This window comes from Myxococcus xanthus (assembly GCF_013116825.1).
In the GTDB taxonomy this organism is placed as follows: domain Bacteria; phylum Myxococcota; class Myxococcia; order Myxococcales; family Myxococcaceae; genus Myxococcus; species Myxococcus xanthus_B.
This window is the reverse complement of record NZ_JABFNS010000023.1, coordinates 12,665-37,783: the sequence shown is the minus strand read 5'-3', so window position 1 is coordinate 37,783 and position 25,119 is coordinate 12,665. Positions and strand designations below refer to the sequence as shown.

General features: G+C 70.4%; 22 protein-coding genes. 10 read left to right on the top strand and 12 right to left on the bottom strand.

The window, feature by feature from the left end:
• Window positions 1-27 precede the first annotated feature (27 nt).
• From HNV26_RS09115 to HNV26_RS09105, 3 genes are read left to right on the top strand one after another with little or no spacing between them, the layout of a single operon-like run.
• Window positions 28-1,920 (top strand): sigma 54-interacting transcriptional regulator, encoded by a 1,893-nt coding sequence (locus HNV26_RS09115; protein ID WP_171444872.1) that lies wholly within the window; start codon window positions 28-30, stop codon window positions 1,918-1,920.
• 17 nt (window positions 1,921-1,937) lie between these two features.
• A complete protein-coding gene (locus tag HNV26_RS09110; RefSeq protein ID WP_171444871.1) occupies window positions 1,938-2,510 on the top strand; it encodes a hypothetical protein in 573 nt (190 codons plus the stop codon).
• Window positions 2,507-4,111 (top strand): carboxypeptidase regulatory-like domain-containing protein, encoded by a 1,605-nt coding sequence (locus HNV26_RS09105; protein WP_366816818.1) that lies wholly within the window; start codon window positions 2,507-2,509, stop codon window positions 4,109-4,111. The genes HNV26_RS09110 and HNV26_RS09105 overlap by 4 nt, the downstream gene beginning before the upstream one ends.
• 1 nt (window position 4,112) lies before the next feature.
• Here the strand turns inward: HNV26_RS09105 and HNV26_RS09100 are convergent, their stop codons facing one another.
• From HNV26_RS09100 to mutL, 5 genes are all read right to left on the bottom strand, one after another.
• A complete protein-coding gene (locus HNV26_RS09100; protein WP_171444869.1) occupies window positions 4,113-4,625 on the bottom strand; it encodes a hypothetical protein in 513 nt (170 codons plus the stop codon).
• A 91-nt stretch (window positions 4,626-4,716) separates the two neighbouring features.
• Window positions 4,717-5,703: a tetratricopeptide repeat protein gene (locus HNV26_RS09095; protein ID WP_171444868.1), complete on the bottom strand. Its 987-nt coding sequence runs from the start codon at window positions 5,701-5,703 to the stop codon at window positions 4,717-4,719.
• 117 nt (window positions 5,704-5,820) lie between these two features.
• Window positions 5,821-6,462: a hypothetical protein gene (locus tag HNV26_RS09090; RefSeq protein WP_366816817.1), complete on the bottom strand. Its 642-nt coding sequence runs from the start codon at window positions 6,460-6,462 to the stop codon at window positions 5,821-5,823.
• 98 nt (window positions 6,463-6,560) lie between these two features.
• Complete coding sequence (locus HNV26_RS09085) at window positions 6,561-6,716, bottom strand: hypothetical protein (protein ID WP_163884409.1); 156 nt, start codon at window positions 6,714-6,716, stop codon at window positions 6,561-6,563.
• Window positions 6,717-6,811: 95 nt separating this feature from the next.
• Window positions 6,812-8,671: a DNA mismatch repair endonuclease MutL gene (gene mutL / locus HNV26_RS09080; protein WP_171444866.1), complete on the bottom strand. Its 1,860-nt coding sequence runs from the start codon at window positions 8,669-8,671 to the stop codon at window positions 6,812-6,814.
• A gap of 102 nt (window positions 8,672-8,773) precedes the next feature.
• Between mutL and HNV26_RS09075 the strand changes: the two genes are divergently transcribed.
• Window positions 8,774-9,736, top strand: coding sequence for an SDR family oxidoreductase (locus HNV26_RS09075; RefSeq protein WP_171444865.1), 963 nt, complete (start codon window positions 8,774-8,776; stop codon window positions 9,734-9,736).
• Window positions 9,737-9,738: 2 nt separating this feature from the next.
• Window positions 9,739-11,697, top strand: a complete 1,959-nt coding sequence (locus HNV26_RS09070) for a lysophospholipid acyltransferase family protein (RefSeq protein WP_171444864.1) — start codon at window positions 9,739-9,741, stop codon at window positions 11,695-11,697.
• Window positions 11,698-11,735: 38 nt separating this feature from the next.
• Here HNV26_RS09070 and HNV26_RS09065 read toward each other — a convergent pair whose 3' ends face one another.
• Together HNV26_RS09065 and HNV26_RS09060 are read right to left on the bottom strand one after the other, a co-directional pair.
• Window positions 11,736-12,611: a diguanylate cyclase gene (locus HNV26_RS09065; protein ID WP_171444863.1), complete on the bottom strand. Its 876-nt coding sequence runs from the start codon at window positions 12,609-12,611 to the stop codon at window positions 11,736-11,738.
• A gap of 92 nt (window positions 12,612-12,703) precedes the next feature.
• Window positions 12,704-15,313: a carboxypeptidase-like regulatory domain-containing protein gene (locus HNV26_RS09060; RefSeq protein ID WP_171444874.1), complete on the bottom strand. Its 2,610-nt coding sequence runs from the start codon at window positions 15,311-15,313 to the stop codon at window positions 12,704-12,706.
• A gap of 180 nt (window positions 15,314-15,493) precedes the next feature.
• Between HNV26_RS09060 and HNV26_RS09055 the strand changes: the two genes are divergently transcribed.
• Window positions 15,494-15,799 carry a DciA family protein gene (locus HNV26_RS09055; protein WP_171444604.1) on the top strand — a complete coding sequence of 102 codons (306 nt, stop codon included), beginning with the start codon at window positions 15,494-15,496 and terminating at the stop codon, window positions 15,797-15,799.
• Complete coding sequence (locus HNV26_RS09050; protein WP_171444605.1) at window positions 15,796-17,310, top strand: CAP domain-containing protein; 1,515 nt, start codon at window positions 15,796-15,798, stop codon at window positions 17,308-17,310. Before HNV26_RS09055 ends, HNV26_RS09050 begins: the two co-directional genes overlap by 4 nt.
• Window positions 17,311-17,386: 76 nt before the next feature.
• Here the strand turns inward: HNV26_RS09050 and HNV26_RS09045 are convergent, their stop codons facing one another.
• Window positions 17,387-17,620, bottom strand: coding sequence for a hypothetical protein (locus HNV26_RS09045; protein ID WP_002636478.1), 234 nt, complete (start codon window positions 17,618-17,620; stop codon window positions 17,387-17,389).
• Between the two features lie 359 nt (window positions 17,621-17,979).
• On the opposite strand from HNV26_RS09045, the gene HNV26_RS09040 reads away from it, so the two are divergent.
• Window positions 17,980-20,115, top strand: a complete 2,136-nt coding sequence (locus HNV26_RS09040; RefSeq protein ID WP_171444606.1) for a transglycosylase SLT domain-containing protein — start codon at window positions 17,980-17,982, stop codon at window positions 20,113-20,115.
• A 53-nt stretch (window positions 20,116-20,168) separates the two neighbouring features.
• On the opposite strand, the gene HNV26_RS09035 is transcribed toward HNV26_RS09040, so the two are convergent.
• Window positions 20,169-20,831, bottom strand: a complete 663-nt coding sequence (locus tag HNV26_RS09035; RefSeq protein ID WP_171444607.1) for a glutathione S-transferase family protein — start codon at window positions 20,829-20,831, stop codon at window positions 20,169-20,171.
• Between the two features lie 92 nt (window positions 20,832-20,923).
• On the opposite strand from HNV26_RS09035, the gene HNV26_RS09030 reads away from it, so the two are divergent.
• Entirely contained in the window at window positions 20,924-21,424 is a 501-nt protein-coding gene (locus HNV26_RS09030) for a winged helix-turn-helix transcriptional regulator (protein ID WP_216611952.1), read from the top strand.
• Between the two features lie 45 nt (window positions 21,425-21,469).
• Here HNV26_RS09030 and cmk read toward each other — a convergent pair whose 3' ends face one another.
• Genes cmk through HNV26_RS09015 form a run of 3 tightly spaced genes read right to left on the bottom strand, consistent with a single transcriptional unit; the run spans window position 21,470 to window position 24,245 of the window.
• A complete protein-coding gene (gene cmk, locus HNV26_RS09025; RefSeq protein WP_171444608.1) occupies window positions 21,470-22,162 on the bottom strand; it encodes a (d)CMP kinase in 693 nt (230 codons plus the stop codon).
• Entirely contained in the window at window positions 22,159-23,250 is a 1,092-nt protein-coding gene (gene hisC / locus HNV26_RS09020; RefSeq protein WP_171444609.1) for a histidinol-phosphate transaminase, read from the bottom strand. Before hisC ends, cmk begins: the two co-directional genes overlap by 4 nt.
• A 26-nt stretch (window positions 23,251-23,276) precedes the next feature.
• The gene (locus HNV26_RS09015) at window positions 23,277-24,245 is read right to left on the bottom strand and encodes an acetyl-CoA carboxylase carboxyltransferase subunit alpha (protein ID WP_171444610.1); all 969 of its coding nucleotides are present in this window, start codon (window positions 24,243-24,245) and stop codon (window positions 23,277-23,279) included.
• Window positions 24,246-24,316: 71 nt separating this feature from the next.
• Between HNV26_RS09015 and HNV26_RS09010 the strand changes: the two genes are divergently transcribed.
• Window positions 24,317-25,003, top strand: a complete 687-nt coding sequence (locus HNV26_RS09010) for a tetratricopeptide repeat protein (protein WP_253816368.1) — start codon at window positions 24,317-24,319, stop codon at window positions 25,001-25,003.
• The last annotated feature ends 116 nt before the right edge of the window (window positions 25,004-25,119 follow it).

The following is a 25,119-nucleotide window of genomic DNA, read 5'->3' as shown; positions in this document are numbered from 1 at the left end:
GGAGACTCCCTTCAGGTACGTGAAGCCATGGCCAGCCTCACCGTCCGCACCCCCGATGGCAAGGTCCGCGCAGTCGCCCTGCACAAGCGCCTCACCAGCATTGGCCGGGGCCCGGACAACGACATCCCGCTGGAGGACACCTCCGTGCCCGCCAGCGCCCTGCACGTCACCTTCGACGGCACGCGCTACGAGGTGGGCAGCCTGGGCGCCACCTTCCACGTCAACGGCAAGAAGCGCGACGCCCATGCGCTCTCCACCGGCGACGTGGTCCGCGTGGGCCACACCGAGCTGATCTTCGCCCGGGACGACGCGCCCCGTGCTCCGCCGCTCGCCGCGTCCTCTCCGCGAGAGCTGATTCACACGTCCAACCCCGACTCGCACACCTCGGAGCTGCCCGGCGTCCCCGGCCGCGAGCTGCTGCTGCTGCGCCGGCTCACCGCGTTCAGCGAGCGGCTGCTGGGGCTCTACGACCTGGAGCGCCTCCTGGAGAGCCTGATGGACGAGGCAATCGAGGTGACGCGCGCCGACAAGGGCTTCCTCATCCTGATGGAGAACGGAGACCCGCGCGTGAAGGTGGCGCGCAACGTGTCCCGGGAGAACATCGAGGACGCGGTGGAGAAGGACAAGATCTCCGACTCCATCATCGCCAAGGTGGTGAAGGAGCAGAAGGCACTCATCGTCGCGGACGCGCTGGACTCGCCGGAGTTCAACAAGAGCGAGTCGGTGGTGAACCTGCGCGTCCACTCCGTCATGTGCGTGCCGCTGATGCAGAAGGGCGACCTCTTCGGTGTCCTCTACGTGGGCAACGACCGGCTGGTGAACCGGTTCGAGCCCAAGAGCGCGGACATGCTCACCATCTTCGCGGCGCAGGCGTCGCTCATCCTCCAGAACGCGATGCTGGTGAGCGACCTCAAGCTCGACAACACCGAGCTGCGCCGCAAGCTGGAGGACCAGCGCTATGGCGACATCGTCGGCGCGTGCCAGGGCATGCGGGACGTGTACAAGCGCATCGACAAGATCGCGCCCACGGACATCTCCGTGCTCATCACCGGAGAGACGGGCACCGGCAAGGAGCTCATCGCGCGGGAAATCCACCGCCGCTCGACGCGCGCGAAGGGCCCCTTCATCACCATCAACTGCGGCGCGATTCCGGAGAACCTGCTGGAGAGCGAGCTGTTCGGCCACGTGAAGGGCGCCTTCACCGGCGCGGTGGCCACCAAGGCCGGCAAGTTCCAGGCGGCCATTGGCGGCACCCTCTTCCTGGACGAAATCGGGGAGATGCCGCTGCAGCTCCAGGTGAAGCTCCTGCGCGCGCTCCAGGAGAAGGTCGTCTACAAGGTCGGCGACAACCGCGGCGAGCCGGTGGACATCCGCGTGGTGGCGGCCACCAACAAGGTGCTCGAGGACGAGGTGAAGAAGAACGCCTTCCGCGAGGACCTCTACTACCGCCTCAACGTCGTCACGCTGAAGCTGCCGCCCCTGCGTGAGCGCGGCGAGGACGTCGTGGTGCTGGGCCGCTTCTTCCTCCAGAAGTACGCCCGCGAGTTCAGCTCCAAGGCCCGCGGCTTCACCCCCTCCGCCACCGTGTCCATGCGCAAGTACGGCTGGCCGGGCAACATCCGAGAGCTGGAGAACCGGCTCAAGAAGGCGGTGGTGCTCGCGGACAAGCCGCTCCTGGGGCCGGATGACCTGGACCTGAAGCCGGAGAACCTGGAGCCCATCATGCCGCTGCTCCAGGCCAAGGAAGAATTCCAGAAGCGTTACATCAACGAGGTGCTCGCCCGGAACAACGGGAACCGCACCAAGACGGCCAAGGACCTGGGAGTGGACCCGCGCACCATCTTCCGGCATCTGGAGAAGCTGGAAGCGGAGAAGTCAGGGCGGCCCCTGCCCCCCGAGGAGGGTGACGAGCTGCTCTAGGGGAGCAGCCCGTCCGGATGATGGAAGCGACGACGCGGCGATACTCCTGGAGACGAGAGCTGTGGCTGCTGATGGCCGCGGGCTGCGCCGCGTCCGGCTGCCTCATCCCCCAGGACGACACGCTGCTGGACGCCGTGCCGGACTTCATGAACCGGCCGCCGCGCATCATCGACAGCCTGGTCGCCCCCCAGCAGCGCTTCATCTCGGACTTCGGCGCCGACGGCTGCGACCTCACCTTCGAGGTGGCCGTCGAGGACCCGGACGTGGACGACCGCATCGTCGTGCACTGGTACGTGGACTACAACCCGCAGGATCCGCGCGGCCCCTACCGTCAGTATGAGCTGGCCAGCACCCGCGAACCCCGGCGCTCGGACCGGGGCACGCTGCTCATCAGCCTCTCGTCCGCGAACAACCCGCTGAGCACGCCCGGCCCCCACCTGGTGGAGGCGCTGGTGACCGACGCGGAGCTGGTGGACCGCGTGGTGCGGCCCCGGCCGGTGCAGCTGCCGGACGGCACCACCATCGACAACCCGGGCTTCGTCGTCACCTATTCGTGGGTGGTCAACACCGTCCAGGGAGACTGCCGGTGAAGCGGGTGCGGCGACTCGCGTGGACGGTCCTGCTGTCAGGCCTGCCCAGCGCCGGCTGCGTGCTGCTGGAGGAAGCGCCCGACCCCAGCCAGCTGGTGTGCCGCGCGGACAGCGACTGTGCCACCAATGAGGTGTGCTTCCCGGACGGCTGCGGCGACCCGGGCCGGGACATCGTGGTGGAGGTGACGCCCAACCCCCATGACGGCCTGCACGCGCAGGACTTCCAGGTCGACGCCATCCGGCCGGAGCTGAACCTGGCGCTGTTCGGGCCCGCCACCGTCCAGGGCCGCACCGTGCGCGCCACGAGCTCCGTCGGCAGCGCCCCCAGCCCCTACAACGAGCCGCTCCACCTCACCGCCCGTGGGGAGAGCGCGCTGCTGCCGGGGGTGGCGCGCCTCTTCACGGCCGACCTGGTCCCTCTCAACGGCGCCTGGGTGCTGCCCGTGGGGACCGGGACGTACACGGTGACGTTGGAGCCGGAGGACCTGGGGCTGCCACCGGTGCGAGGCGAAGCCACCGTGTCACCCGGCGGCGCCGTGCCCATGCACCTAGTGCTGCCCTCCCCCAACCAGGTGGCCCGGCTGGAAGGTCGGGTGGTGCGCCAGGGCGCGCAGCTCGTGGACGCCGCGCTGCAGGTCCAGGCGCTGGACGCGGACCTGACACCCCTGTCCCAGCGCGTGCCGGTGGTGCGTGGCTCGGGCGCATTCTCCCTGGCCCTGCCCCTGGAGGCCTCGCAGCGCACCAGCCTCCTGGTGCGCGTGACGGCGACAGGCGACGTGTGGGTGCCGCAGAAGACGTTCACCGTGGATCCCCGCGAGCCGCTCACCGCGCCGTTGGAGCTGGGAGACTATGGCGAGCCGGTCCAGGTGTCCGGCCGAATCCTGGGGAGGGACGGCCGACCCGTGGTCCGGGCCTCCGTGTCCCTGCGCGGCCCCGTGGGTGGCGGCGGCACGTACCAGGGGCCCCTGAGCACCACCGACGCGGAGGGCCGCTTCACGGTGGAGACGCTCCCGTCAGGGCCGGGCGGAAACCTGTCGCTGGTGGTGGTGCCGCCGTCAGGCTCCACCGCGGGCCTGACGGTGCAGTCGGTGGAGGTGCCTCGCACCGGCGCGGTGCTGCCGGACGTCGTGTGCCCGGACCGGCGCATCATCCGGGGGACGATTCTCCAGACGGACAACGCCTCACCGGCGCTGGGCGTGAGGGTGCTGGCGGATCCGGTGGGACAGGTGCCCGGCTGGCCGCGTCCACCGGCGGGCAGTGAGTCCCTGGGCACCACCGACGACACGGGCGCCTTCCGCCTGGGGTTGGATCCGGGCATCTACCGTGTGGACTTCATCCCCACGGAGAACCTGCCCCGCGTCAGCCGCGTCATCACCGTGCTCCCCGGCGAAGACGCGTCCGAGCAGGTGCTGGCCACCTTCCCGCTCCAGCGCGGCCGCACTGTGCGGGGCATGGTGACCGAGGCAGGAGCGCCCTCGCCCTATGCCTCCGTGCGCTTCTACCGGGTGGCGGACCTGGGAGGGCGGCCGTCTCCGGTGCTGCTGTCGCAGACGGTGTCGGACCACCTGGGCCGCTACACCGCCTTGCTGCCAGTGCGTTGACTCAGGGCAGCCGGCCGGCGCCGGGGCTGCGGCCCGCGGAGTTCAAGGCCTCGTGCAGCGCATCCACCTCGCCGCCCACCTCTCCCGCGTACTGCACCGCGTGGATGGCGTAGAGGTCCTGCACGCGCATCAGGCGGCGGAACACCTCGCGCAGGGGGGCCCGATCACGCGAGTCGAGCGCGCACTCGGACTCACGCACGCGGAGCTGCTGCAGCCATGCGGTGCGGAAGCGCATCCATTCCTGGTCGACGCTCTTGGCGGGAGACACGTTCACCAGCTTCTCGCGCCCGCTCTCCAGCTCCGTCCACAAGGCGCGCGCGCCATCCAGGCACTCGCGGAACGTGAGCGCCACGGGGGCGGGAGGCAGCTTCTCCGGCGTCATGGCCAAGACAGAGCGGCCGACACTCCAGATGAGCCACAACGAGAACAGCGTGGTGACGAGGATGTAAATCCCATACGCGGCACCACGAAAGCGGCGGTAGCGGGGATCTTTCCGGGGGTCGGGAGCGGACACGGGGCCCACGTCTTATGACCGTGGACCCCGTGTGGCAACGCTTCCGTGTGGCAACGTTTCCGGTGGGTGGGGTTCCGGACCCCACGGGCGGCTACTGGCCGGGCTGGCTGGTCGCCTGGGCCGGAGCCGCGGGCACCGCGTTCTCCGGGTTCATCAGGCGCTTCACCGCGGCGATGCGGCCCCGGAACTGCGACTGGTACGGGCTGTTGAGGTAGGCGCCAGCCGCGTCACGGGCGACTTCCAGCGCCTTATCGTACTGGCCGACCTCCTGGTAGGAGTGCGCCAGCATCAACATGGCGTAGTCGCGCGTCTTCGACTTGCGGTCCCCGTCCACGAAGCGGGCGAGTAGCGGCACCGCCTTCTCGTGGTTGCGGGTGTTGTTGTAGGCCGTGCCCAGGAAGAAGGACGCGTCCAGGGCCTGGTCCTGCGGCGGGTTCATGGCCAGGAACCGCTCCATGTTGGAGATGACGCTGACCATCTCGTTCTTGCGGAAGGCGATCTTGCCCTGCTCGAACGCGGCGTCGCCCGTCTCCCGGCGCAGCACGGCGGCGCGGTCGTTGAGGGCCTGGCGCTCCAGGTTGCTCAACCGCGACGTGTCCAGCTTCACCAGCGCGTCGATGCCCTTGAGGCGCTCGTCACCGGGCAGGCTGGTCATCATCTTGTAGACCTTGTTCGCCTCCTGCTGGACCGACTGGTGCGCCGCGGTGTCCGCGCGCTGCTTCTCCAGTTGGCCGGTGAGGTCGGCGACCGTCTTCTCCAGGCGCTCCTTCTCGCTGGTGGCGCTGGTGCTGCGCGCGCTGGTGATCATCAGCGCGGCGCCCACGCAGATGACCGCGAACAGCACGTAGGCCACCGCGGACGACAGCCACTGGCGCTTCTGGAAATCTTCGTGGCGCTTTCCAACCGCCTTCACCTCCGCATGGAGGTTCTTGAGCAGGTTGTCGCTCTTGATGACGAGGTTGCGTGCCTCGACGATCTCACGGCGCAGATCCGTGAGCTCCTTTTCCACATCCGTTTTCGGCTGGTCTGGCATGGACATCTTCCTAGGCCCGGAAATGAATTCGGCCGATTCACGCATCGTAAGGAGTTCTCCCGGTCATGCGTCGATATTTTCCGCAGCGGAACAGCGCTGCTTAGCCAATGCATTTCCCGGAGAGGGGCAACAGCGCCCGGCTCGCCTGCTTCCCCTGTGGACTTACAGGCTCCCAGGCAGCGGCCGTGATGGCTCTGCTGGAAAGCTGTACGTCACGCCCAGCGAGAGCCAGCTCCCGCCCAGGCTGAACGAACCGACGCGCGCCGTGGACGGCCCCACCGGGCCTCGCAGGAACGCGAGCCGGTAGTCGGCAGTGATGCCCCAACGCGGCGTCAGACGCAACGTGGCGCCCACGTTGCCCATCCACGTCTGGGTGGTGGTTTCCTGGAGCGCCTCCCCCTTGCGCTCCGACGAGACGAGCGTGGGCCCCGTCAGCATGCCCGCGAAGGGCACGAGCCCATGGGGGCCCAGCCGCGGAATCACCGTCTGGAAGCGCAGGCCGATGAGCGCCCCATAGCCCAGCACGTCCATCTGCCGGGCCTGCGGCGGCCCGCCGTCGACGCCCGGCTCGTTGAGGTACAGGCGACTCTGCGTGCCGAACAGGTCGATGCCCACTTCCAGCAGGTCCGAGATGGCGTAGGCGAAGGACGCCACCACCGTGGGCCCGCCCGCCACTTCCCGGGCACGCGGCAGCCCCTGGTTGGCGGAGCGCGAGTACCAGCCGTCGTAGAGCGTCTTGTTGGGGGTGATGCGCCAACCGCCCTGGATGGTGATGCGGCCCACCCCATCCAGCGACGTGGACACATCCTCATCACCGTACCCGTAATCCTGAGCGGCGGCGGGAGCGGAAAGCAGCAGTGCAAGCGGAAGAAGGCGACGGAGCATCAATGGCGGCTTTGGCGTCAGGGGCGCTTGGGGCTCAGCGCGATTTCCAGGAAGGTGGTCCGCCGGCGGCGAAGGGATGCGACGAAGCAGCGCACCACGCATCCGGCGCCGAACTCGCGCAGCACCACGCCGAGATTCGCCACCACGTCCCGCAGGGTGATCACACCGTGCATGTGCCCGCTCCTGTGCGCTGCGGAGGTTGGCCTGGGTGCTACAAGCGTGTGGCGCACGGTAGCAGGGGGTCCCCCCCCGTCAATTTTCGGGGCGATCAGCGGGCGCGCCGCTCCAGCTCCAGCAAGGGCATCTCCAGCACCACCACCGTGCCGTGGCTGCACGTGGGGTGGAAGTCGGCCCGGTCCAACTCCCCGAGCAGCGCGCGGAACTGCGCGTCGGAGAGCGGCACGGCGCCGGCCTGCTTCGCGGCGTGGCACGCCATCACCCGCACCGCCTCCGCCAGCGACACCGTGTCCAGCGTCGCGCTCTTCGGCGGAAGCGCCCGCGCCAGGGCCTCCAGCAGCGAACGCGCGTCGGCCCCTTCCAGTCCCGGCGGCACCGTCTTCAACGCCACCGTGGTGCCGCCGAACGGCTCCACGTCGAAGCCCAGGCGGGACAGGGCTTCCCTGCCCTCCACCAGGGCCTTCGCCGCCGCGACGGGCAACTCCAGCGAGGTGCCGAAGAGCGTGGGGGCCGGAGGCGGCTTGCCGGACTCCAACGCGCGCAGGTAGCCAGTCAGGCGCGCGCGCTCCAGCGCCGCGTGCGGATCCATCACCACCAGCGTGCCCCCCGGTCCCTCGCAGACATGGAAGCGGCCCCCCAGCATGCCCAGGGGCCGCAGCGCGCCGAAGTAGCCCGGCGGAGGCGCCTCGTTGAGCTGCGGCTGCGCCTGACCGAAGGCGGGGGCCTGCCCCACCGCGGCGGCGAAGGGCAGCGCGCCCGGCCGAGCCCCCTGCCCCAGCGCCCCCAGGGATGGCGTCCCTGGACCGGGGCCCGGCGCGTCCATGGCGGTGGGCAGCGGGCCGCCCCACGCGGCTTCCTGGGCGCGGGTGAGGAAGCGCTCCACGGCGTGCGCGTAGTGCGCGGCGTCCATGGGCTGGCCGGCCTGGGGCGCGGCGCCCTCCACGCCCGAGCCCAGCCACGGCGCGGCGCGCAGCATTCGGCTGAGCGCGGCCGTCACCGCCTCCTGGACACCCCGGGCGTCGGCGAAGCGGACCTCCTGCTTCTGCGGGTGCACGTTGACGTCCACCGCGCGCGGGTCCACGTCGATGTGCAGCACCACCACGGGCTGGCGCCCGGCGGCGAGGAAGTCCTGGTACGCGCGCTGGATGGTGCCAATCAGGCCGCGGTCCCGGATGTAGCGGCGGTTGACGAAGGTGTAGAGGCCGCGCGCGTTGTTGAAGGTGAACTCGGGCGAGGCGGCATACCCCGTGACGGCCACGCCCAGCCGGCGCTCCTCCACGGGGAACAGGTGCGGATGCGCCGTGGAGCCCAGCGCCGCGGCGATCCGCTCGCGCGGGTCATCCGGGCAGGCCGCGCTGGAGAAGAGCGCGCCGCCCTCGTGCGAGGCGAAGAAGCCCACCTCCGGGTACGCCAGCGCCAGGCGCACCACGGCTTCCTCCGCGTGCTTCAGCTCCGTGTCGCCCCGGCGCAGGAACTTGCGGCGCGCGGGCACGTTGAAGAACAGGTCCTCCACGGTGATGACCGTCCCCGTCCGCGGCGGCGCGTCCTCCACCAGCGGTGGCCCACCGCCCTCCACCGACACCCGCGTGCCCACCTCGGAGTTCGTGGCCGCGGAGTGAAGTGTGAACCGGGAAACGGATGCGATGGCGGGAATGGCCTCGCCCCGGAACCCCATGGAGTCGATGTGGAACAGGTCGTCCAGCTCGCGCAGCTTGCTGGTGGCGTGGCGCTCCAGACAGGCCACGGCGTCCGTGCGCCCCATGCCGTGCCCATCATCCGACACGATGATGCGGTCCACGCCTCCGCCGTCCAGCTCGACGCGGATCGTGCCGGCACCGGCGTCGATGGCGTTTTCCACCAGCTCCTTCACGACGGAGGCGGGGCGCTCCACGACTTCGCCGGCGGCAATCTTGTTGATGAGGACGTCGCTGAGACGGGCAATCCGGGACATGGCGGCCGGACACCCTCCGCCACCCAGGAGACGTTGTCCAGCAACACAGCATGGGTGGCGGCTGACAATCCCAGGCGGCTGGGCTAACACACGACACCGCGTATGGACGTGTCACGACCAGGCAAGGGGCGGCTGCGCATCGCGGTCACGGGCGCGAGCGGCGACTATGGGCGGCTCCTGCTGTCGCGGCTGGACCAGGATCCCGACGTGGAGAGCATCCTCGTGCTCGACGTCGTCCGGCCGGAGGGCGACAAGGTGGAGTTCCACCGCGTGGACCTCACCCGGTACGATGCCGAGAGCGAGCTCACCGACGCGCTCACCGAGCGCCCCGTGGACGCGCTCTATCACCTGGCGTTCCTGTTCGGTCCCATCCGCAACGGATCCCTGGCGCACGAGCTGGAAGTCATCGGCACGATGAACGTGCTGACGGCGGCGGGCCGCTCGCGGCTGCCCCGACTGGTGGTGCCCTCCCTGACGGCCGTCTACGGCGCGCGCGGGAACAACCCCGCGATGCTGCGCGAGGACTCGGCGCTCCAGGGTTGCCCGCACAGTCGCTTCGTCACCGACAAGGTGGAGGTGGAAGGCCAGGTGCGCGCCTTCCGGGAGCGGCATCCGGACATGCGCGTGCTGGTGCTGCGCTTCGCGCCGGTACTCGGGCCCTCGGTGGACAACCCGGCCACGCGCTTCTTGAAGAATCCCGTGGTGCCCACGCTGATGGGCTTCGATCCGCTCTGGCAGGGGCTGCACGAAGACGACGCCGCTCGTGCCTTGCACCTGGCCCTGCGCGCGGACGCGTCCGGTGAGTTCAACATCGTGGGCCGCGGGGTGATGCCGATCTCCGGCCTCATCCAGCAGGCGGGCGCGCGGCCGCTCCCTCTGCCAGGGCCCTTGTTCCGGGCCGGCCTGCATACGTTGGACGCCGTGGGCGCGGGCACGTTGCCCGTGGCCCTGCTCGACTACATCCATTACTCATGGGTCGCGGACGGCGAGCGCGCCGAGTCCGCACTCGGTTTCATCCCCCTCCACCATGTCAGAGACGCCGCTGCGGCGCTGAAGAGGAGCTAGTCATGGCCAAGGGTGTCCTTGGGAACGATCCCTTCAAGCGCGGCGCCGCGTCGCGCCCCACCGAATCCTCCACGCCGGGTGGCGAGGACAAGGCCGCCGCCGCGGAGACGAAGAAGAAGCCGGGGCCTGGCGGGACGGCGTCCGCGAAGGCCGGTGGCAAGGCGGCTGCCGCGAAGTCGCGCAAGCATGAGGGCAAGAAGACGTCCGGGAAGGCCAAGGGAGGCAAGGCGGCCGGAGGCATGAAGGGCGCCGCCGCGGCTGCCCGGCCTCCGGCGCAGGCACCGGGGACGCGGGCCCCCGCGCCGCAGGCCGAAAGGACCGAGGCAGCGAACGCCGCGCTTTCGCCGCGCGAACCCGCCCCGTCCCAGCAGGCGCGGACGCCGCAGGCCCCGCAGACCTCTGCCCACGGCGCGGACGACGCCGTGCTTCCCCTGCGCGAGCCCGCGGTGTCCACGCCGCTCACGCTGGATTCACAGGCCCCCGGCCCGGTGAACGATGCCGGTGCCCCTACGCCGAAGCAGCGCGACGTGGACCTTGCCTTGGCGGAAGCCCTGGCCGCCGACGTGGCCGAAGCCGTCGCCACCGCCGCGGTGGACGCGGCGCTGGGCGCGGAGACCGGTCCCGACGCCGAGGTCGAGCGGCTCATGGCCACGGAGTTCGCGACCGAGCTGGCCGAAGCCGCGGTGGAGGAAGCGCTGGAGCGGGGCGCTCCTGCCCCGTCTCTGGAACAAGAGCAGGAGCGCGCCGCCGCCGTGGCCGCGCAGGTCGCGGACAGCGCCGCACGGGCCGCCATCGAACAGGTGCGTGCCCTCCACGCCACACCGGATGCTCCGGCCGTCACGCGGTGGGAGCGTGAGACGCCGGTCCGCGTCGTGGTGACGGAAGAAGCGGACACGTCCGCGGTGGAGCCGGAAGTAGAGCTTCCGGATGCCACACGCGACGAGCTCCCTCCCAGCCGCAGGGGCCCGCTGTCGCTGGTGCCTCCGCCCGCCACGAACGCGGGTGAGCCATCCTATCGGGAGTCCTTCCCTGCGGATTCCGGACGGGGGGAGCCCGAGGGTCTCCGCCCCCTGGCGGAGCGCGCCGTGGCGGCCCTGTCCCTGGCGCGTGACATCGCTGGGCAGGCCCTGGCGAGCGAGAGTCTGGCCCGGGCGCTGCTCGCGATGGGCGGACTGAAGGACATGCTCCGCGCCGGCCTGGGCACTGGCGGTGGCGCGAACCTGGACGAGTACGGCAAGGACCCATCGCTCGTCGAGCGGCTGGAGCCCGTGCTCGAGTTCCTTTATTCGCAGTACTGGCGCGTGTCCGTGCAGGGCGTGGACCACGTGCCGCCGGGCGCGGCCATCCTGGTGGCCAACCATTCAGGCGCCCTGCCCTACGACGGGCTCGTCATGTCCATGGCGCTCACGCGCGAGCGCCCGGACCTGCGCGATCCCCGCTGGCTGGTGGAGGATCAGATCTTCCACGCACCGATGGTGGGCACCCTCTTCAACCGGCTCGGCGCCGTGCGGGCCTGCCCGGAGAACGCGCTGCGGCTCCTGGACGAGCATCGTCCACTGGTCGTCTTCCCCGAAGGGTACCAGGCACTCAGCAAGCCCTTCGGTGAGCGTTACCGGCTGAAGCGCTTCGGCCGCGGCGGCTTCGTGAAGCTGGCGCTGCGCACCGGCGCGCCCATCGTCCCGGTGGCCATCGTCGGCGCGGAGGAGACGTCGCCGCTGCTGGGCCGCATCCCCGCCTCCTTCCTGGGACTGCCCTACGTGCCCGTCACGCCGCTGGGCCCCCTGCCCCTGCCGGCCAAGTGGAGCATCCGTTTCGGCGAACCCATTGGCGTCGAAGACCTCGAGCCCGAGGCCGCGGACGACCTGGGCGAGGTCCAGCGCCTCACCGAGCGCACCCGTGAGGCCATCCAGAGCATGCTCCAGTCGCTGCTGCGCGAGCGCCGCTCCGTCTTCGCGGGCTGAAGCGGAAGCGCCTGGGCAGACACGGGTGGGCTGGAGACTCAGCCCACCACGCGATTGCGGCCGGACGTCTTCGCATCGAAGAGCTTCTCGTCGGCGTCGCGCACCAGCTCGCCCGGCTCGCGGTGGTGTGGCTCCAGCACCGCGAGGCCCACGGACACCGTGACAGGAATCACCTGCCGGTCGAACTCGAAGCGCTGCTTCTCCACCAACCGGCGCACCTTCTCCGCGAGCTGACGCGTGCCGGACAGCGACACCTCTGGCAGCAGGATGGCGAACTCCTCGCCGCCGTAACGCGCGAACACGTCCTCACGGCGGATCTTCGTGCGCACCGTGGATGCGAGCTGCTTGAGCACCGAGTCCCCCGCCAGGTGCCCGTACTTGTCGTTCACGGCCTTGAAGTGGTCGATGTCCAGCAGCACCAGCGACAGCATCCGCTCGTAGCGGCGGCTCCGCGAAATCTCCCGGTCCAGCTGCTCGTCGAAGTAGCGCCGGTTGTAGATCTGCGTGAGGCCGTCCATGGTGGTCAGCCGGTAGATTTCGTCGTGGTACGCGGCCTCGATGTTACCGCCGGCGATGTACTTGAAGATGGTGCGGCCAATCTTCACGAGGTCGCCGTTGCGCAGCTCGCGCACCCCCTCCGCCACTTCGTCATTGACGAACGTGCCGTTCGTGGAGCCCAGGTCGCGGATGCGCACGCCCTCTCGCGAATTGGTGATGCTCGCGTGGTTGCGGCTGACCGACTCCTGGTCGATCTGGATGTCCGCCTTGGACGAGCGCCCGATGAGCGTCTCGTGGGACGTGAGGTCGAACTTGCGCCCCAGGTCCAAGCCGTAGATCACCACCAGCGCCGCGTCGAGGTTGACCGGCCGGTCGGAGATCTTCGAGATGACCGTGACGACCGTCTCCTTCTGCACCCTGCCTCCTGGGACGACAACGCTACCACCCGGCAAATCAAGAAAGCGAGCCAGCGCACGAAAACCCAGATGGGTGTTCCCGCGCCCGCGCCTCAGGGAATGTCGACCCGCCGGGTCGCGGTGACGAGCGGACGCAGGGGGTCCCCCTCCAGGTCCACCAGGGTGGCCACCAGCAACACGCCCAGCCCCGAGCACGTCGCCGGGAGCTGCAGCTCCACCTCACCGCGTCCCGGTGCAATGGGGGCGGAGGCGAACAGCGCCTGGTCGTTGCAACCCGAGCCGCCCCGCATGCTGACGCGCACCTGGCCTTCGCCGCCGGCCCCCGTGCCCAGCCGGAAGCCGGAGACGCTCACCCGCACCGCGCTGCCTCGGGCCAGCCGCTGCCCATCCGCCTCCGGATGACGCCACGCCACCTCCGGCCGGCCCAGGCTCAGCGTGGCGACGGCATCCGTCAGGTCCGCGAGCCGCTCCGCGCCCAGGCCCATGGGGGCCACCAGACGGGAAGGGCCCTGCCCCACGCGCCGGTCCAGCCCCCGCACGCGCAGCGCCTCCACCAGGAGCTTCGCCCGCGTGTCCTGCAACAAGCCGTCGAGGGTGCGGTCCTCGAACCCCAGCGGCGGCTGGGGAACGACGACGCCGTCGTCCGCATCGTCCGGGTCCATCAACACCGTCCAGCGGCGGCCGGCGCGGTTGGTGAACTCGGCGCGGACCACGCTGGCCCGCCCGTCCACCTGGGCCTGGAACTCGCGGCCGGCGAGCTCGCCGCGGGGGTTCCCGTCGAAGTTGTAGCGAACGGACTCCGGGAGGGAGAGGAAGCTCAGCCCCGCGTCCACGGGCTGCGCGCCGTCCGGATCGAACTCCGGCCTGGGCAAGTCCGCAACGAGCGTGCTGGTCGCCACCGTGCCGTCCTCGGCCTGGTCACCTGACGTGGCAGACACCACCAGCCTGTACGGCAGTCCTTCCAGGCCCCGGTGCGTGGGCGCCATCCGCACGGGCACCAGCCCGGGCCGGCCCAGCCGCGCGTCGGCGTCCGTGTTCGGATCGGCCGGCGCCACGTTGGCCGCGGCGCCCAGCCCCAGCGGAACCATGCCTCGGCCGGGGACCGCCACGGTGGCCAACACGTAGGCGCGGTCCAGGTGCGCGCCCCGGTACTGAGGCAGCGGCGGCACACGCACGGCGAAGGGGAACGACAGCCGCACGCCCGGCGTTTCGCGCTCGAAAGGCAGCGCCTGCGCGTACTCCGCCGCGCGGGTGTCCGGCTCGCTGGTGAGGATGCCGGACGTGGGCGCCAGGGTGAAGCGGGCGTCACGTGCCAGCGCCGAGAAGAAGCGCGTCGAGCCGGGCAACAGCTGCCCCAGTTGCAGCAGCGGATCCGTCCCCGGCGCCATGAGGCTGAGGGGGAGTTCCTTCAGGGGGAGCGAGCCCGTCAGCGCCCAGGCCGTCCGCGTCCCACAGGCGCCCGTGCGAATGGCCAACTCCGCATCCAGCACGCCCGGTAGCGAGCCATCACACACACCCGCCACGCCCGGTGCCGCGACGTCTGGAGCCGTGCTGCCCGTCAACCACAGCGCGCTGCCCGACGGCAGCGACAGGCGGTCCTGCCCCGTGCCCAAGGGGAGCGCCACCTCGTGCTCCGGGCCCAGGAAGGACTCGGGAGCCAGATCGGAGGGGAGCCCGGGCACGGACAACCCCATCAGCCCCACGCGCAGCGAAACCGCCGTCGAGAAGGTCTCCGTCAACGTGGGGAATGGACCCTTCACGCCGCCGAAGCGGTCCAAGGGGTTGCGGCGCAGGGCCATCCGCACGTCGCGGAACTGGCTCGCGTCGTGGCGCGCCAGCGTCAGGTAGCCGTAGTCGGGGTGGAAGGCGGAGAGCGCCACCTTCCCTTCCGCGGGCACCCAGACGGCTCCGTCGGCGTTCGTCACCATGGCCGCATCCAGGCCGCTGTCATCGGCGGACACCGCGACGACGGCCAGCGGCACCGGGCGCCCGGTCAGCGCATCCACCACCAGCACGCGCACCCCACCCGGGGCCACTTCGGCGGGCAGCACGGTGACACGCGCATGGCAGGAGACGTTGCCCACCCGGACCGCCAGCGCCGGGTGCTCCGAGGCGGGCTCGCCCAGCACGACAGAGGCCTGGTGCCCGTCCCCGCCTCCGACCACGGAGGGAGACAACACCTCCCATGCCACGCCGTCACGCAACACCAATGGAGCGCCCGTCGATTCGCGCACCCACACGCGGAAGTCCACCGTCATGCCCGGGGTGCCCACGACGACGTCCGGCGTCACCTCGCACGCGACCGCGCGGGTTTCGGACGGCGGCGAGCCACACGCGCCGTCTCGGCACACCGTGCCTGCGTCACAGTCCGTGTCGGCGGCACAGACAACGGGCACGCACCGGTTCATGTCGCATTGGCAGCCGGCGCCGCCGACCTCGTCACACGCGGCCAGCGCATGAGGGCCCCGCCGCGCCACGCCGCAATCCTCGCGCGTCAGGCAGGCGGGCTCGCAGCGCGAGGTGGCCGAGTCACAGAAGAAGAGCGAGGGGTCCGGGCAGTCCTGATCGACGGAGCAGTAAGTCCCCTGTGGGAACGGACCCACGGGGCTGTCAGGCCCCATGTCCATGTCGCCGCAGCCGTTCAGGTACAGCAGGACACAGGCCAGGCAAGCCAGCACGAGGGGGCGGGGGGGGTGACTCATACGGATGCGGCTCCGGGGGGGACCGTCCGCAACCTTACAGGCAGGACGCGCGCTGCGCGACGGTACGCGGCGCCGGCCGCCGCCCTTCGAGCCCCATCATAGCCGGTCCGCCCGCCGTGCGCCCCTCCTCCGCACGGGATGGTTGGCTTTCAGGGTTAACAGAACGATGATCGGCTCCTGATGGCTCGTAGTGAACCCAAGTCCCTGGAAAGTCTCCTTCCCCGCGTCCTGGCACGGCTGGCGGGAGAGTCGGGAAAGGGCCACGCGCTGGCCCCGGTGTGGGAGGCGGTGGTCGGTCCACACCTCGCGCGCCACACCACCCCCCAGGCCCTGCACGGAACCACCCTGGTGGTGGCGGTGTCGGGTGCCGAGTGGGCCCAGTCGCTGGAGTCCGAAGCGGCCTCGCTCTGCGAGCAGCTCAACGCGCGGCTCGGCCCGGGCACGGTGAAGTCCCTCTCCTTCACGTTCCGGGTGGCGCGCAGATGATGGCCATGCTGGCGCTCATGACCGTCCTGGCCGCCGCACCGCCGGCGTCGGCCGGAATGGAACGCAGCGCCGCTCAGCACGTCAGCCGCGAATTCGAGCGCGTGGGACGGCGCGCCCCGGTGGAAGACCCGAAGCTGACCACCGCCGCGCGGCGGCTGGCACACGAGGCCCTCACCGAATACACCACCGGCGCGCCGGGCCTCTTCACCCTCACCTCCGCCGTCAGTGACGCGGGCGCGGCGGACCCCTCACCGCGCGCGTTGGTCATCCGGGCGTGGGTGCCACGGCACGCCATCGAGACCTTCCTCGAGCGCGACGACTTCAACAGCGAGCGCGCCTCGCACTTCGGCGTGGGCGTGTCCGTGCTCGGCAAGCGCGCGGCGCTCGTCCTGCTGCTGGTGGACCGCAAGGCGGAGCTCCAGGACTTCCCGCGCGTCATCGCCAAGGACGCGCACTCGACCATGACGCTCTGTGGCGCCCTGCTCCCACCGCTGCGGCGGGCAGAGGTGTACGTCACCCAGCCCAACGGCGGGGTGAGCCTCGTGCCCGTCCAGAACCGGGGTCCGGGGGGTGGCTTCTGCAGCCGGCTCGCCTTCGCCACGCCGGGTACGTACACCGTGGAGCTGGTGGGCCGCGCGGACGGAGGGCCGGAGGTGGCGGCGCTCTTCCTGGTGGACCGGGGCGAACCCCGCAAGCACGCCGCCAGCGAGGACACCGCAGAGCCCACCACGCTGGAGGACGCCCGCCGGGCCGTCTACGAGCGCATCAACGCCCTCCGCCGCGCCCACGCGTTGCCCGAACTGTCCCCCGACGCCGTGCTGGAACAGGTGGCCCAGGACTACAGCGCGCGCATGTCGAAGGAGGGCTTCTTCGCCCACATCGCCCCGGACGGCTCCACGCTGACGAAGCGCCTGCCGGCGGGCGCGCGCTACGTGCGCGCGGGAGAGAACCTGGGCCTGGCGCAGGGGCCGCTGGCGGCCCACTTCGGCATCGAGCACAGCCCCGGACACCGCCGCAACGTGCTGGACCCGGGCTTCCGCTTCATGGGCGTGGGCGTGGCGTTCCACACGGTGAACGGGCGCAAGGAGGCCGTCCTCACCGAGGTCTTCACCGTCGCCCCGCCCGCTTCGCCGGAGCTGGCGGACCCGCGGCAGGAGGCCTACGACGCCCTGAGCCGGCGGCGTGCGTCCCGCAAGCTGCCGCCCCTGACGCGCAACGCCGCGCTCGAGTCCCTGGCACGCGCCCACGCCAGGCGCGCGCTGGAGTTGGACCAGCCCTCGGCCCAGCCGGGGGAAGCCCCGGTGCACGACCGCGTCTTCGAGCTGCTGCCCGACGCGGGAACGGCGTCCGTGGACTTCTTCGTGGTGTCGGACCCCACGGCGATTCCAGAGTCCCGCAGCATGGCCGACGCCACGAACAACCGCGTGGGCGTAGGCGTGGTGCGGGGAGATTCCCGCCGCTTCGGCACGAATCAATACTGGGTGGCCGTCATCTACGCGGCCGTCCCCTGACGTCCCGCACGGAGTCGCCGTGCGTGGTGGTGCCCCCGGCGTGTGTGGCCAGGGGCGTCAACGCCATGAACCCCGTTCAGACAGGCCGGCGCTGCGTGGCGTAGGCCTCGAGCCCCATCTGCGGCGGCGCCACCTGCTGATACATCGGACACTTCATGCAGGTGAACGACTGCCAACCTCGCCGGACGGCTTCATCCAGGCAGTTGTCATACTGATGACAGTTGAGGTTGCGGTGGGTCTCGACGCCGGCTCGCTTCGGCCCGGCTTCGGGGTTGATGGTTTGTGGCAGATCGGCTGGACACGGCTTCATGAAGCCCTCCCTCTGAACTGTTTCCCCCCCGAGCGCTGTGAACGAGCAGTGCTACCTGACGACAACGACTGGACCCGCCATGCAACGACGGACCGGAGTGGCGCTGAGCGGCGGCGCAAGGTAGTGATTCACTCCGGGTGACGCAATGGGTCGGCAGTTCCTACCCAAGTGCACGTAATCGCCAGGACGCTTTCAGCGAATGACATCGGGTGCTGAACAGTCTGGACTGACCCGACGCCGCGCGGATCTAGGACTTGTCGCGCCCGCTGTCAAACCACCCTCCCTGCGGGGCAAGGGGAATGATCGGTGTGTGCGTCTCGTTGGCAGGCCGCAAAGCCGCGTCGTGAAAGGAAGACCACATGAGTTGGAGTGGGTGGGTTGCGGGGGTGGTTGCGGGGATGTCGCTGGGACAATCCCCCACGGCGCTGGAGGCCGTCCGCCTCCACAAGCCGGATGCGGCCGCCCTGGCGCGCGCGGAGCTGACGGCCTGCGCCGCGAAGAAGTGCGACGACGTGGGGCGGCTGGCGCTGCTCGCGGGGACGCTCGCCCTCTCTGACGGTCAACCCGCCGAGGCAAGGGAGCTGCTGGTTGCCTGGCCCGCCCCTCCGCTGCTGGCGCCGTACCATGCCTTCTACCTGGGCCAGGCCCGCTTCTACGCCGGGGACGCCGCGGGCGCGGCCGAGGACTTCGCGCGAGTGCTGGAATCCAAGGCACCCGTGGAACTCACGGCCCGTGCCCGGGCGCGGCTGGGGGAGTCACTGCTCAAGGCAGGCAAGCCCCAGGACGCGGCCCAGGTGCTGGAGACCGCCGCGAAGGCGTCGCCCACCGTGGAGTTGCTCTATCAGCGTGCCTTGGCGCGAGGCGGCTCCGGAAACCGCGCGGGGCAGCGCGCCGACATGATGACGGTGGCGCTGCGCTTCCCCGCCCACCCCTACGGCGACGAGGCCATGGCGTGGCTGACGGAGGGCAGCACGCCCCCGGTGAAGCTGGGCTACACCGAGCGCACCACCCGCGCGGACCGCTTCCTGGACGCGGGCGCGACGCAGCGCGGACTCGACGAACTGGCGACGCTGGACAAGGTGAAGCTCGACAAGGCGCAGGCGGCCCGCGTGGCGCTGCTGCGCGCGAAGGCCTGGTTCGCGCTGGGGCGGACGGAGGCTGCGGAGAAGGCGCTCGCGCTGGCGCGCAAGGGCCCCGCCGCCGTCGCCGCTCAGGCGGATCTGCTGGTGGCTCGGCGCGCGCTCAAGTCCGACGACAACGCCCAGGCCCGAACGCTGATGGCGGCCCTGGACAAGAAGTACCCCTCGCAGCCCGCGGGAGATGAAGGCGCCTTCTTCGCGGGCTGGTTGGATTTGCAGGCCGGGCGCTTCGCGGACGCGGTGCAGTCCTTCACGGCTTTCGAAACGCGTTATCCGCGCTCACGCCAGCGCGACGAGGGCATGTGGTTCCGCGCGCTGGCCCACCTGCGTCAAGAGGAGTACGCGAAGGCCCGCGCCGCGTTGGACGCGTTGCTGACCGCCTACCCCAAGAGCAACATGGGACCGCAGGCGCGCTACTGGATGGCGCGCAGCCGCGAGCTGGACGGCGCGAAGGCAGACACGCTGGGCCCCGCGTACGAGGCCGTCATCACCTCGGCGCCCGCGTCCTTCTACGCACTGATGGCCAACGAGCGGCTCAAGGCGCTGAGCCTGAAGACGCCCGCGCACTTCCCACAACCGCCGCAGATGCTGAAGTTGCCCCGCCCTCCCGAACTGGAGCTGGCGGTGGAGCTGACGCGCGCGGGTTTGTTCCGTGACGCGACGGAGGAGGTGGAAGCCCACGCTGCGCGGCTGCGCTCGGCGGACCAGGCCCTGCCCTTCGCGCACGCATTGCTGGGACTGGGTGAGTACGGCCACGCCCACGCGGTGGCGGCGCGCCACCTGTGGGGACGTGCCTTCGGCGCGCGCGCTCCGGAGGCCCTGGCGCCCTTCTATCCTCGCGCCTTCGCCACCGCGGTGGAGGGCGCGGCGACGCAGCACCAGGTGGACCCCTACCTGGTGTGGGCCATCATGCGGCGGGAGAGCGCCTTCCGGCCGGAGGTGATGAGCTTCGCCGATGCGCGAGGGCTGATGCAGATCATCCCCAAGACGGCGAACGCCATCGCGGAGAAGCTGAAGGAGCCCGTCCCCGCGCCCGCGGACCTCTTCTCCCCCGAGCGGAACATCCGCTATGGCGCCTGGTATCTGTCCCGGCTGATGGAGCGCTTTGGACACCCGGTGCTCGCGGCGGCCGCGTACAACGCGGGCCCTGGCTCGGCGGCGAAGTGGGTCCAGGAGCGGAGCTCGCTGCCACTGGACCTCTTCGTGGAGACCATCCCCTTCAAGGAGACGCGCGGCTACGTGAAGCAGGTGGTGGCGGACCTGTTCCTCTACCACTCCTTCTACGGCGACGGCACGGGGGCGCTGAAGCTGCCGCTGCAGGTGCCCGCGCCGTCGAAGGAAGGTGTCAGCTTCTAGGCTCCGACTGGGGCGCCCGGCCCGCGTGTCGACGCGTGGGCGCGCGCCGAGCGTCAATCCCTGTCTGGCGCGCCCAGGGGAAAGAGCGGCCGGAATCGCCGCGCCTCGTTCACCGCGCGGGCGAAGGACGGGCGCGCGAGCAACCGCGAGCGGTAGGCGCGGAGCACGGGAAACGCATCGGAGATCCGGTGCGTCCAGTCCGCGTAGAACAGCGAGGGCGCGGCCGCGCAGTCCGCCAGCGTGAAGTCCTCGCCAGGGGCGGCCCAGGTCCTGCCGGCGAGCTGCCCTTCGAGCCAGGCGTAGGCGACCTCCAGCTTCTTCACGGACAGGGCCAATCCCTCCTGGCGCTTCACCGAATCCCCCGTCAGCGCGCCATCGACCGCGTGCTGCGCCGCGTTCATGACGTGCAGGTCGAAGAAGCGGTCGAGAAAACGCACGTCGAGCGCGGCCATCGGGTCTGCGGGCAACAGACGCACGGGCCCCGGATGTGCGAGCTGCAGGTGCTCGATGATGATGCTGGTCTCGGCGATGTCGCGCTCGCCATCCACCAGCAGCGGGAACTTGCGCAGCGGCCAGCGCCGCGACCACTCGGCCGAGTGCTGAGGTGTTTCCGGCCCGATACAGCGGAACTCGAAGGGCGTGCCGTTCTCGTACAACGCGATGAGGACCTTCTGCGTGTACGAAGAAAAGGGATGACCGTAGAGCACGAGTGACATCGGCGGACTCCTGTCGCAGACCACTTGCATACTGCAAGCAGTCGGAGCCCTATTCCTACCACTTGCACATCGCAAGGAGTAGCCTTGAGAGAATGGCCATGGCGCAGACAGGGCGATCCGGCTGCCCGATCAACCTGACGCTCGAGCAGCTCGGCGACCGTTGGAGCCTCGTCGTCATCCGCGACGTCATGTTCGGAAACAGGCGCAGCTACGGAGAGCTGCTCGCGCAGAGCGAGGAACGCATCGCCTCGAACATCCTCGCGGACCGGCTGAAGCGCCTGACGGCGTCCGGCCTGCTGACGCGACGCGCGGCTCCCACCCACCGGCAGAAGGTCATCTACAGCCTGACGGAGGCGGCCATCCAGCTCGTCCCACTCCTCGCGCACATGGGCGCCTGGGGCCGCCGGCATACGCGCCCGAGCAAGGAGCTGTCCGTACGCGCGGAGCTGCTGGAAAAGGGCGGCGCTCCGCTCTGGAACGCCTTCATGGAGGAGCTGCGCCACCTGCATCTCGGCGCGCCGCGGCCGGCGCGCTCGGTATCCGGCGAGCTGCAGGCCGCCTACGAGAAGGCGCTGGCGAAGCGCTCCCGCTGAGCCCGGCGCGTCGTCCCCTGCGCCGGGCGAAGGCCCCCACCCGCGCTAGGCGCGCTGGGCCATCCGGCGCAGGATTTCAGACTCCATCCCGTGCACCACCTCCGACAGGGGGATGCTGCTGGAGTCCACGTGCACCGCGTCCTCGGCGGCCTTCAGCGGCGCCACGGCGCGGGCGGAATCGTCGCGGTCCCGCTTCATCTGGTCCGCGAGCACGGCGTCCAGGCTGCTCTCCACGCCCTTCTGGAACAGCTCCTCGTAGCGGCGCCGGGCGCGCACCTCGGGGCTGGCCGCCAGGAAGAACTTCGCGTCCGCGTCCGGGAACACCACCGTGCCGATGTCACGGCCCTCCAGGATGGCGCCCTTCTCCGCCTCCAGCGCCAGCCGCCGCTGGAGCTGCAGCAGGCCCGCGCGCACGACCGGCCGCCCGGACACCTGGGACGCCGCCATGGAGATGTCTGGCGTGCGAATCTCCCCGGACACGTCCTGTGCGCCCAGGAAGACGTGATTCTCCTCGCCCACTACCTGGAAGTGGATGTGCACGCGGCCCAGCAGCTCCCCCAGGCCCGCGTCGTCGTCGAAGGCGATGCCCTCACGCTGGGCCATCACGGCCACGCAGCGGTAGATGGCGCCCGTGTCCACCAGCGAGAAGCCCAGTCGGCGCGCCAGCAGCTTGGACACCGAGGACTTGCCGGCGCCCGCGGGGCCGTCGATGGCGACGATGAAGGGCCGGGCGCTCATGACAGGAGCTCTTTCAACACCTGGACGCAGCGCGCGTTCTCCGCGGGCGTGCCCACGGAGATACGCACGTGGTTCGGGAACCCCTGCCCCGCGAAGGGCCGGACGATGACGCCCTTGCGCAGCAGCTGCTCGTACAGCGCCACCGCGGGACGGCCGAAGTCCACGAACACGAAGTTGGCGTGGCTGTGCGTGAGCGTGCCACCCAGCTTCGGCAACTCCGCGGCGAAGTAGTCCAGACCCGCGCGGTTCACCTCACGCGTGCGGCGCACGTGCTCGGCGTCTTCCAGGGCCGCCAGCCCCGCGGCCTGGGCCAGCACCGTCAGGTTGAAGGGCATGCGCGTGCGGTGCAGGTACGCCGCCAGCCGGGCATCCATGATGCCGTAGCCCAGCCGCACGCCCGCCAGCCCGTGAATCTTGCTGAAGGTGCGCAGCGCCACCAGGTTCGGGTGCCGGCCGACCAGCGGCACCGCGCTGGTGTACTCGGGCCATTCGACGAACTCGAAGTAGGCCTCGTCGTGCACCACCAGCACCTCCGGCGGCACCGCGGCCAGGAAGCGCGTCAGGGCGTCGCGGCTGAACGCCGTGCCCGTGGGGTTGTCCGGGTTGGCCAGGAACACCATCCGCGTGCGCGGGGTGATGGCCTTCGCCATGGCCTCCAGGTCGTACTGGAAGCCCTCGCGCATGGGCACCTCCACGAAGGGCCGCCCATGGGCCTGCGCGGAGATGCGGTACGCGGAGAAGGAGCCCTGGCACAGGAGGATTTCGTCCTCCGGCGTGGTGAAGGTGCGGATGAGCAGCTCGATGAGCTCGTTGGAGCCGCTGCCCAGCACCACCTGCTCCGGCTTCACGTCCACGTGCGCGGCCAGCTTGCGCACCAGGTGGAAGGACGTGGCGTCGGGGTACAGGTGCGTCGCGCCAGAGACGTTCCGCATGGCCTCCACGGCGCGCGGGGAGGGCCCCAGTGGATTTTCGTTCGAGGCCAGCTTGATGACGCCCTTGAGGCCGAACTCACGCTCGGTCTCTTCAATGGGCTTGCCGGGCACGTACGGCTTGAGCGTCTCAACGTGGGTGGGGACGAGCGGTCGCATGGTGTAAGGGCCCTGATACGGTGGATTCAGCGTCCGGAGAACACACCGAGCGCGCGAAACTTCGCGTACCGGTCCTGGACCAGTTCATCAGGCGACAGCTCGGCGAGCTGTCCCAGGTGCTTGCGCAGCGCCTTGCCCAGCGCCTCCGCCATCTTCGCGGGGTCGCGGTGGGCACCACCAGCGGGCTCGGAGATGGCCTCGTCGATGATCTTCATCTCCAGCAGGTCCTTCGCGGTGAGCCGCATCGCGTCCGCGGCCTTGTCCGCCTTGGCGGCGTCGCGGAACAGGATGGAGGCGCAGCCCTCCGGGGAGATGACGGAGTAGACGCTGTTCTGGAGCATCAGCACGCGGTTGCCCACGCCAATGGCCAGCGCGCCGCCGGAGCCGCCCTCACCCACCACCGTGGAGATGATGGGCACGCGCAGCCGGCTCATGACCTCCAGGTTGACGGCGATGGCCTCGGCCTGCCCACGCTCCTCGGCGCCGATGCCCGGATACGCGCCCGGCGTGTCGACGAAGGTGAGGATGGGCTTCTCGAAGCGCTCGGCCAGCTCCATGAGGCGGCGGGCCTTGCGGTAGCCCTCCGGGCGCGGCATGCCGAAGTTGCGCGCCATGTTCTCCTTGGTGTTGCGGCCCTTCTGGTGGCCCATCACCATCACCGGCTTGCCGTCGAAGCGCGCGAAGCCGCCGACGATGGACGGGTCCTCGCCAAAGGCCCGGTCGCCGCACAGCTCGACGAAGTCGGTGAAGAGGTAATGGACGTAGTCGAGGAAGTAGGGGCGGTTCGGGTGCCGGGACATCTGCACCACCTGCCACCGAGTCAGGTCACTGAAGATCTCCGTCTGGAGCTTCTTCGCCTTCTTCTCGAGCTTGGAGATCTCCGAGGAGAAGTCCACCGTGCCGCTGGTGGAGAGGACCTTGAGCTCGTCGATCTTCTTTTCCAGCTCAATCAGGGGGCGCTCGAACTCGAGCACATAGCTGGTACCGGTTGCCATGGCGCGGAACTAGCACCAGGGTAAGGCGGCTTTCAACGCGCAAGCGTTTACGCACCCCTGTCTGGAGGCACATGCACCCCGCCCTGCCCCTGTTGCTCCTGGCCCTCACGGGCGCCGCGTCCACCCCCAATGCCCGAGGACTGAACACCCAGGGCTTCCGGCTGTACCAGGCGGGGCGCTACCCAGAGGCCCTGGAGCGCTTCCAGGCGTCCGCCCGGGAGTCCCCGGGCTATGCGCTGGCGCACTACAACCTGGCCGCCACCCTGGGGATGCTCCGCAAGCAGGGGAAGGTCTGCGAGTACAGCGCCCACCGGGACGTCATCGTCGAGCACCTCACCCAGGCGGTGAAGCTGGATGCCCGGCGGCTCACCCGCGCGAAGGAGGACGCGGACTTCACCCCCATCCGGGACACCCTGGGCTGGCAGAAGCTGCTGGGCCGCAGCCCGGCGAGGGAGGCGGATGTCCCCGTGCTGCTGCGCGAGGTGTCCTGGTTCGGCCCGGGCGTGGGCGTCTACGGCACCACCCAGGGGCTGCGCTTCGGCCCCTCCGGCAAGGTCACCCTGTGGACGAAGGAGGTGGGCGACGACGGGACGCCCCGCAACAAGGAGACGCGAGGCCGCTACACGGTGCGCGGCAGACAGGTAACGCTTCGGTTGAATGGCCGGGCGCCGCTGGAAGGCACGCTGACGCAGACGGGCGCGCTCACCTTCCCCGGCCTGGAGACGTTCACCGACTCACCTTCGGAATGCGACGCGTGAGCTCGCGCGCTCGCTTTCAGATACGGCCCGCGCAACCCCCTTGGCACCCATGCCGCGCGTCGTCATGGTGCGCACGGGGGCAGGTGGGAAGGGATGATTCTTCGGGGTGGAATCAG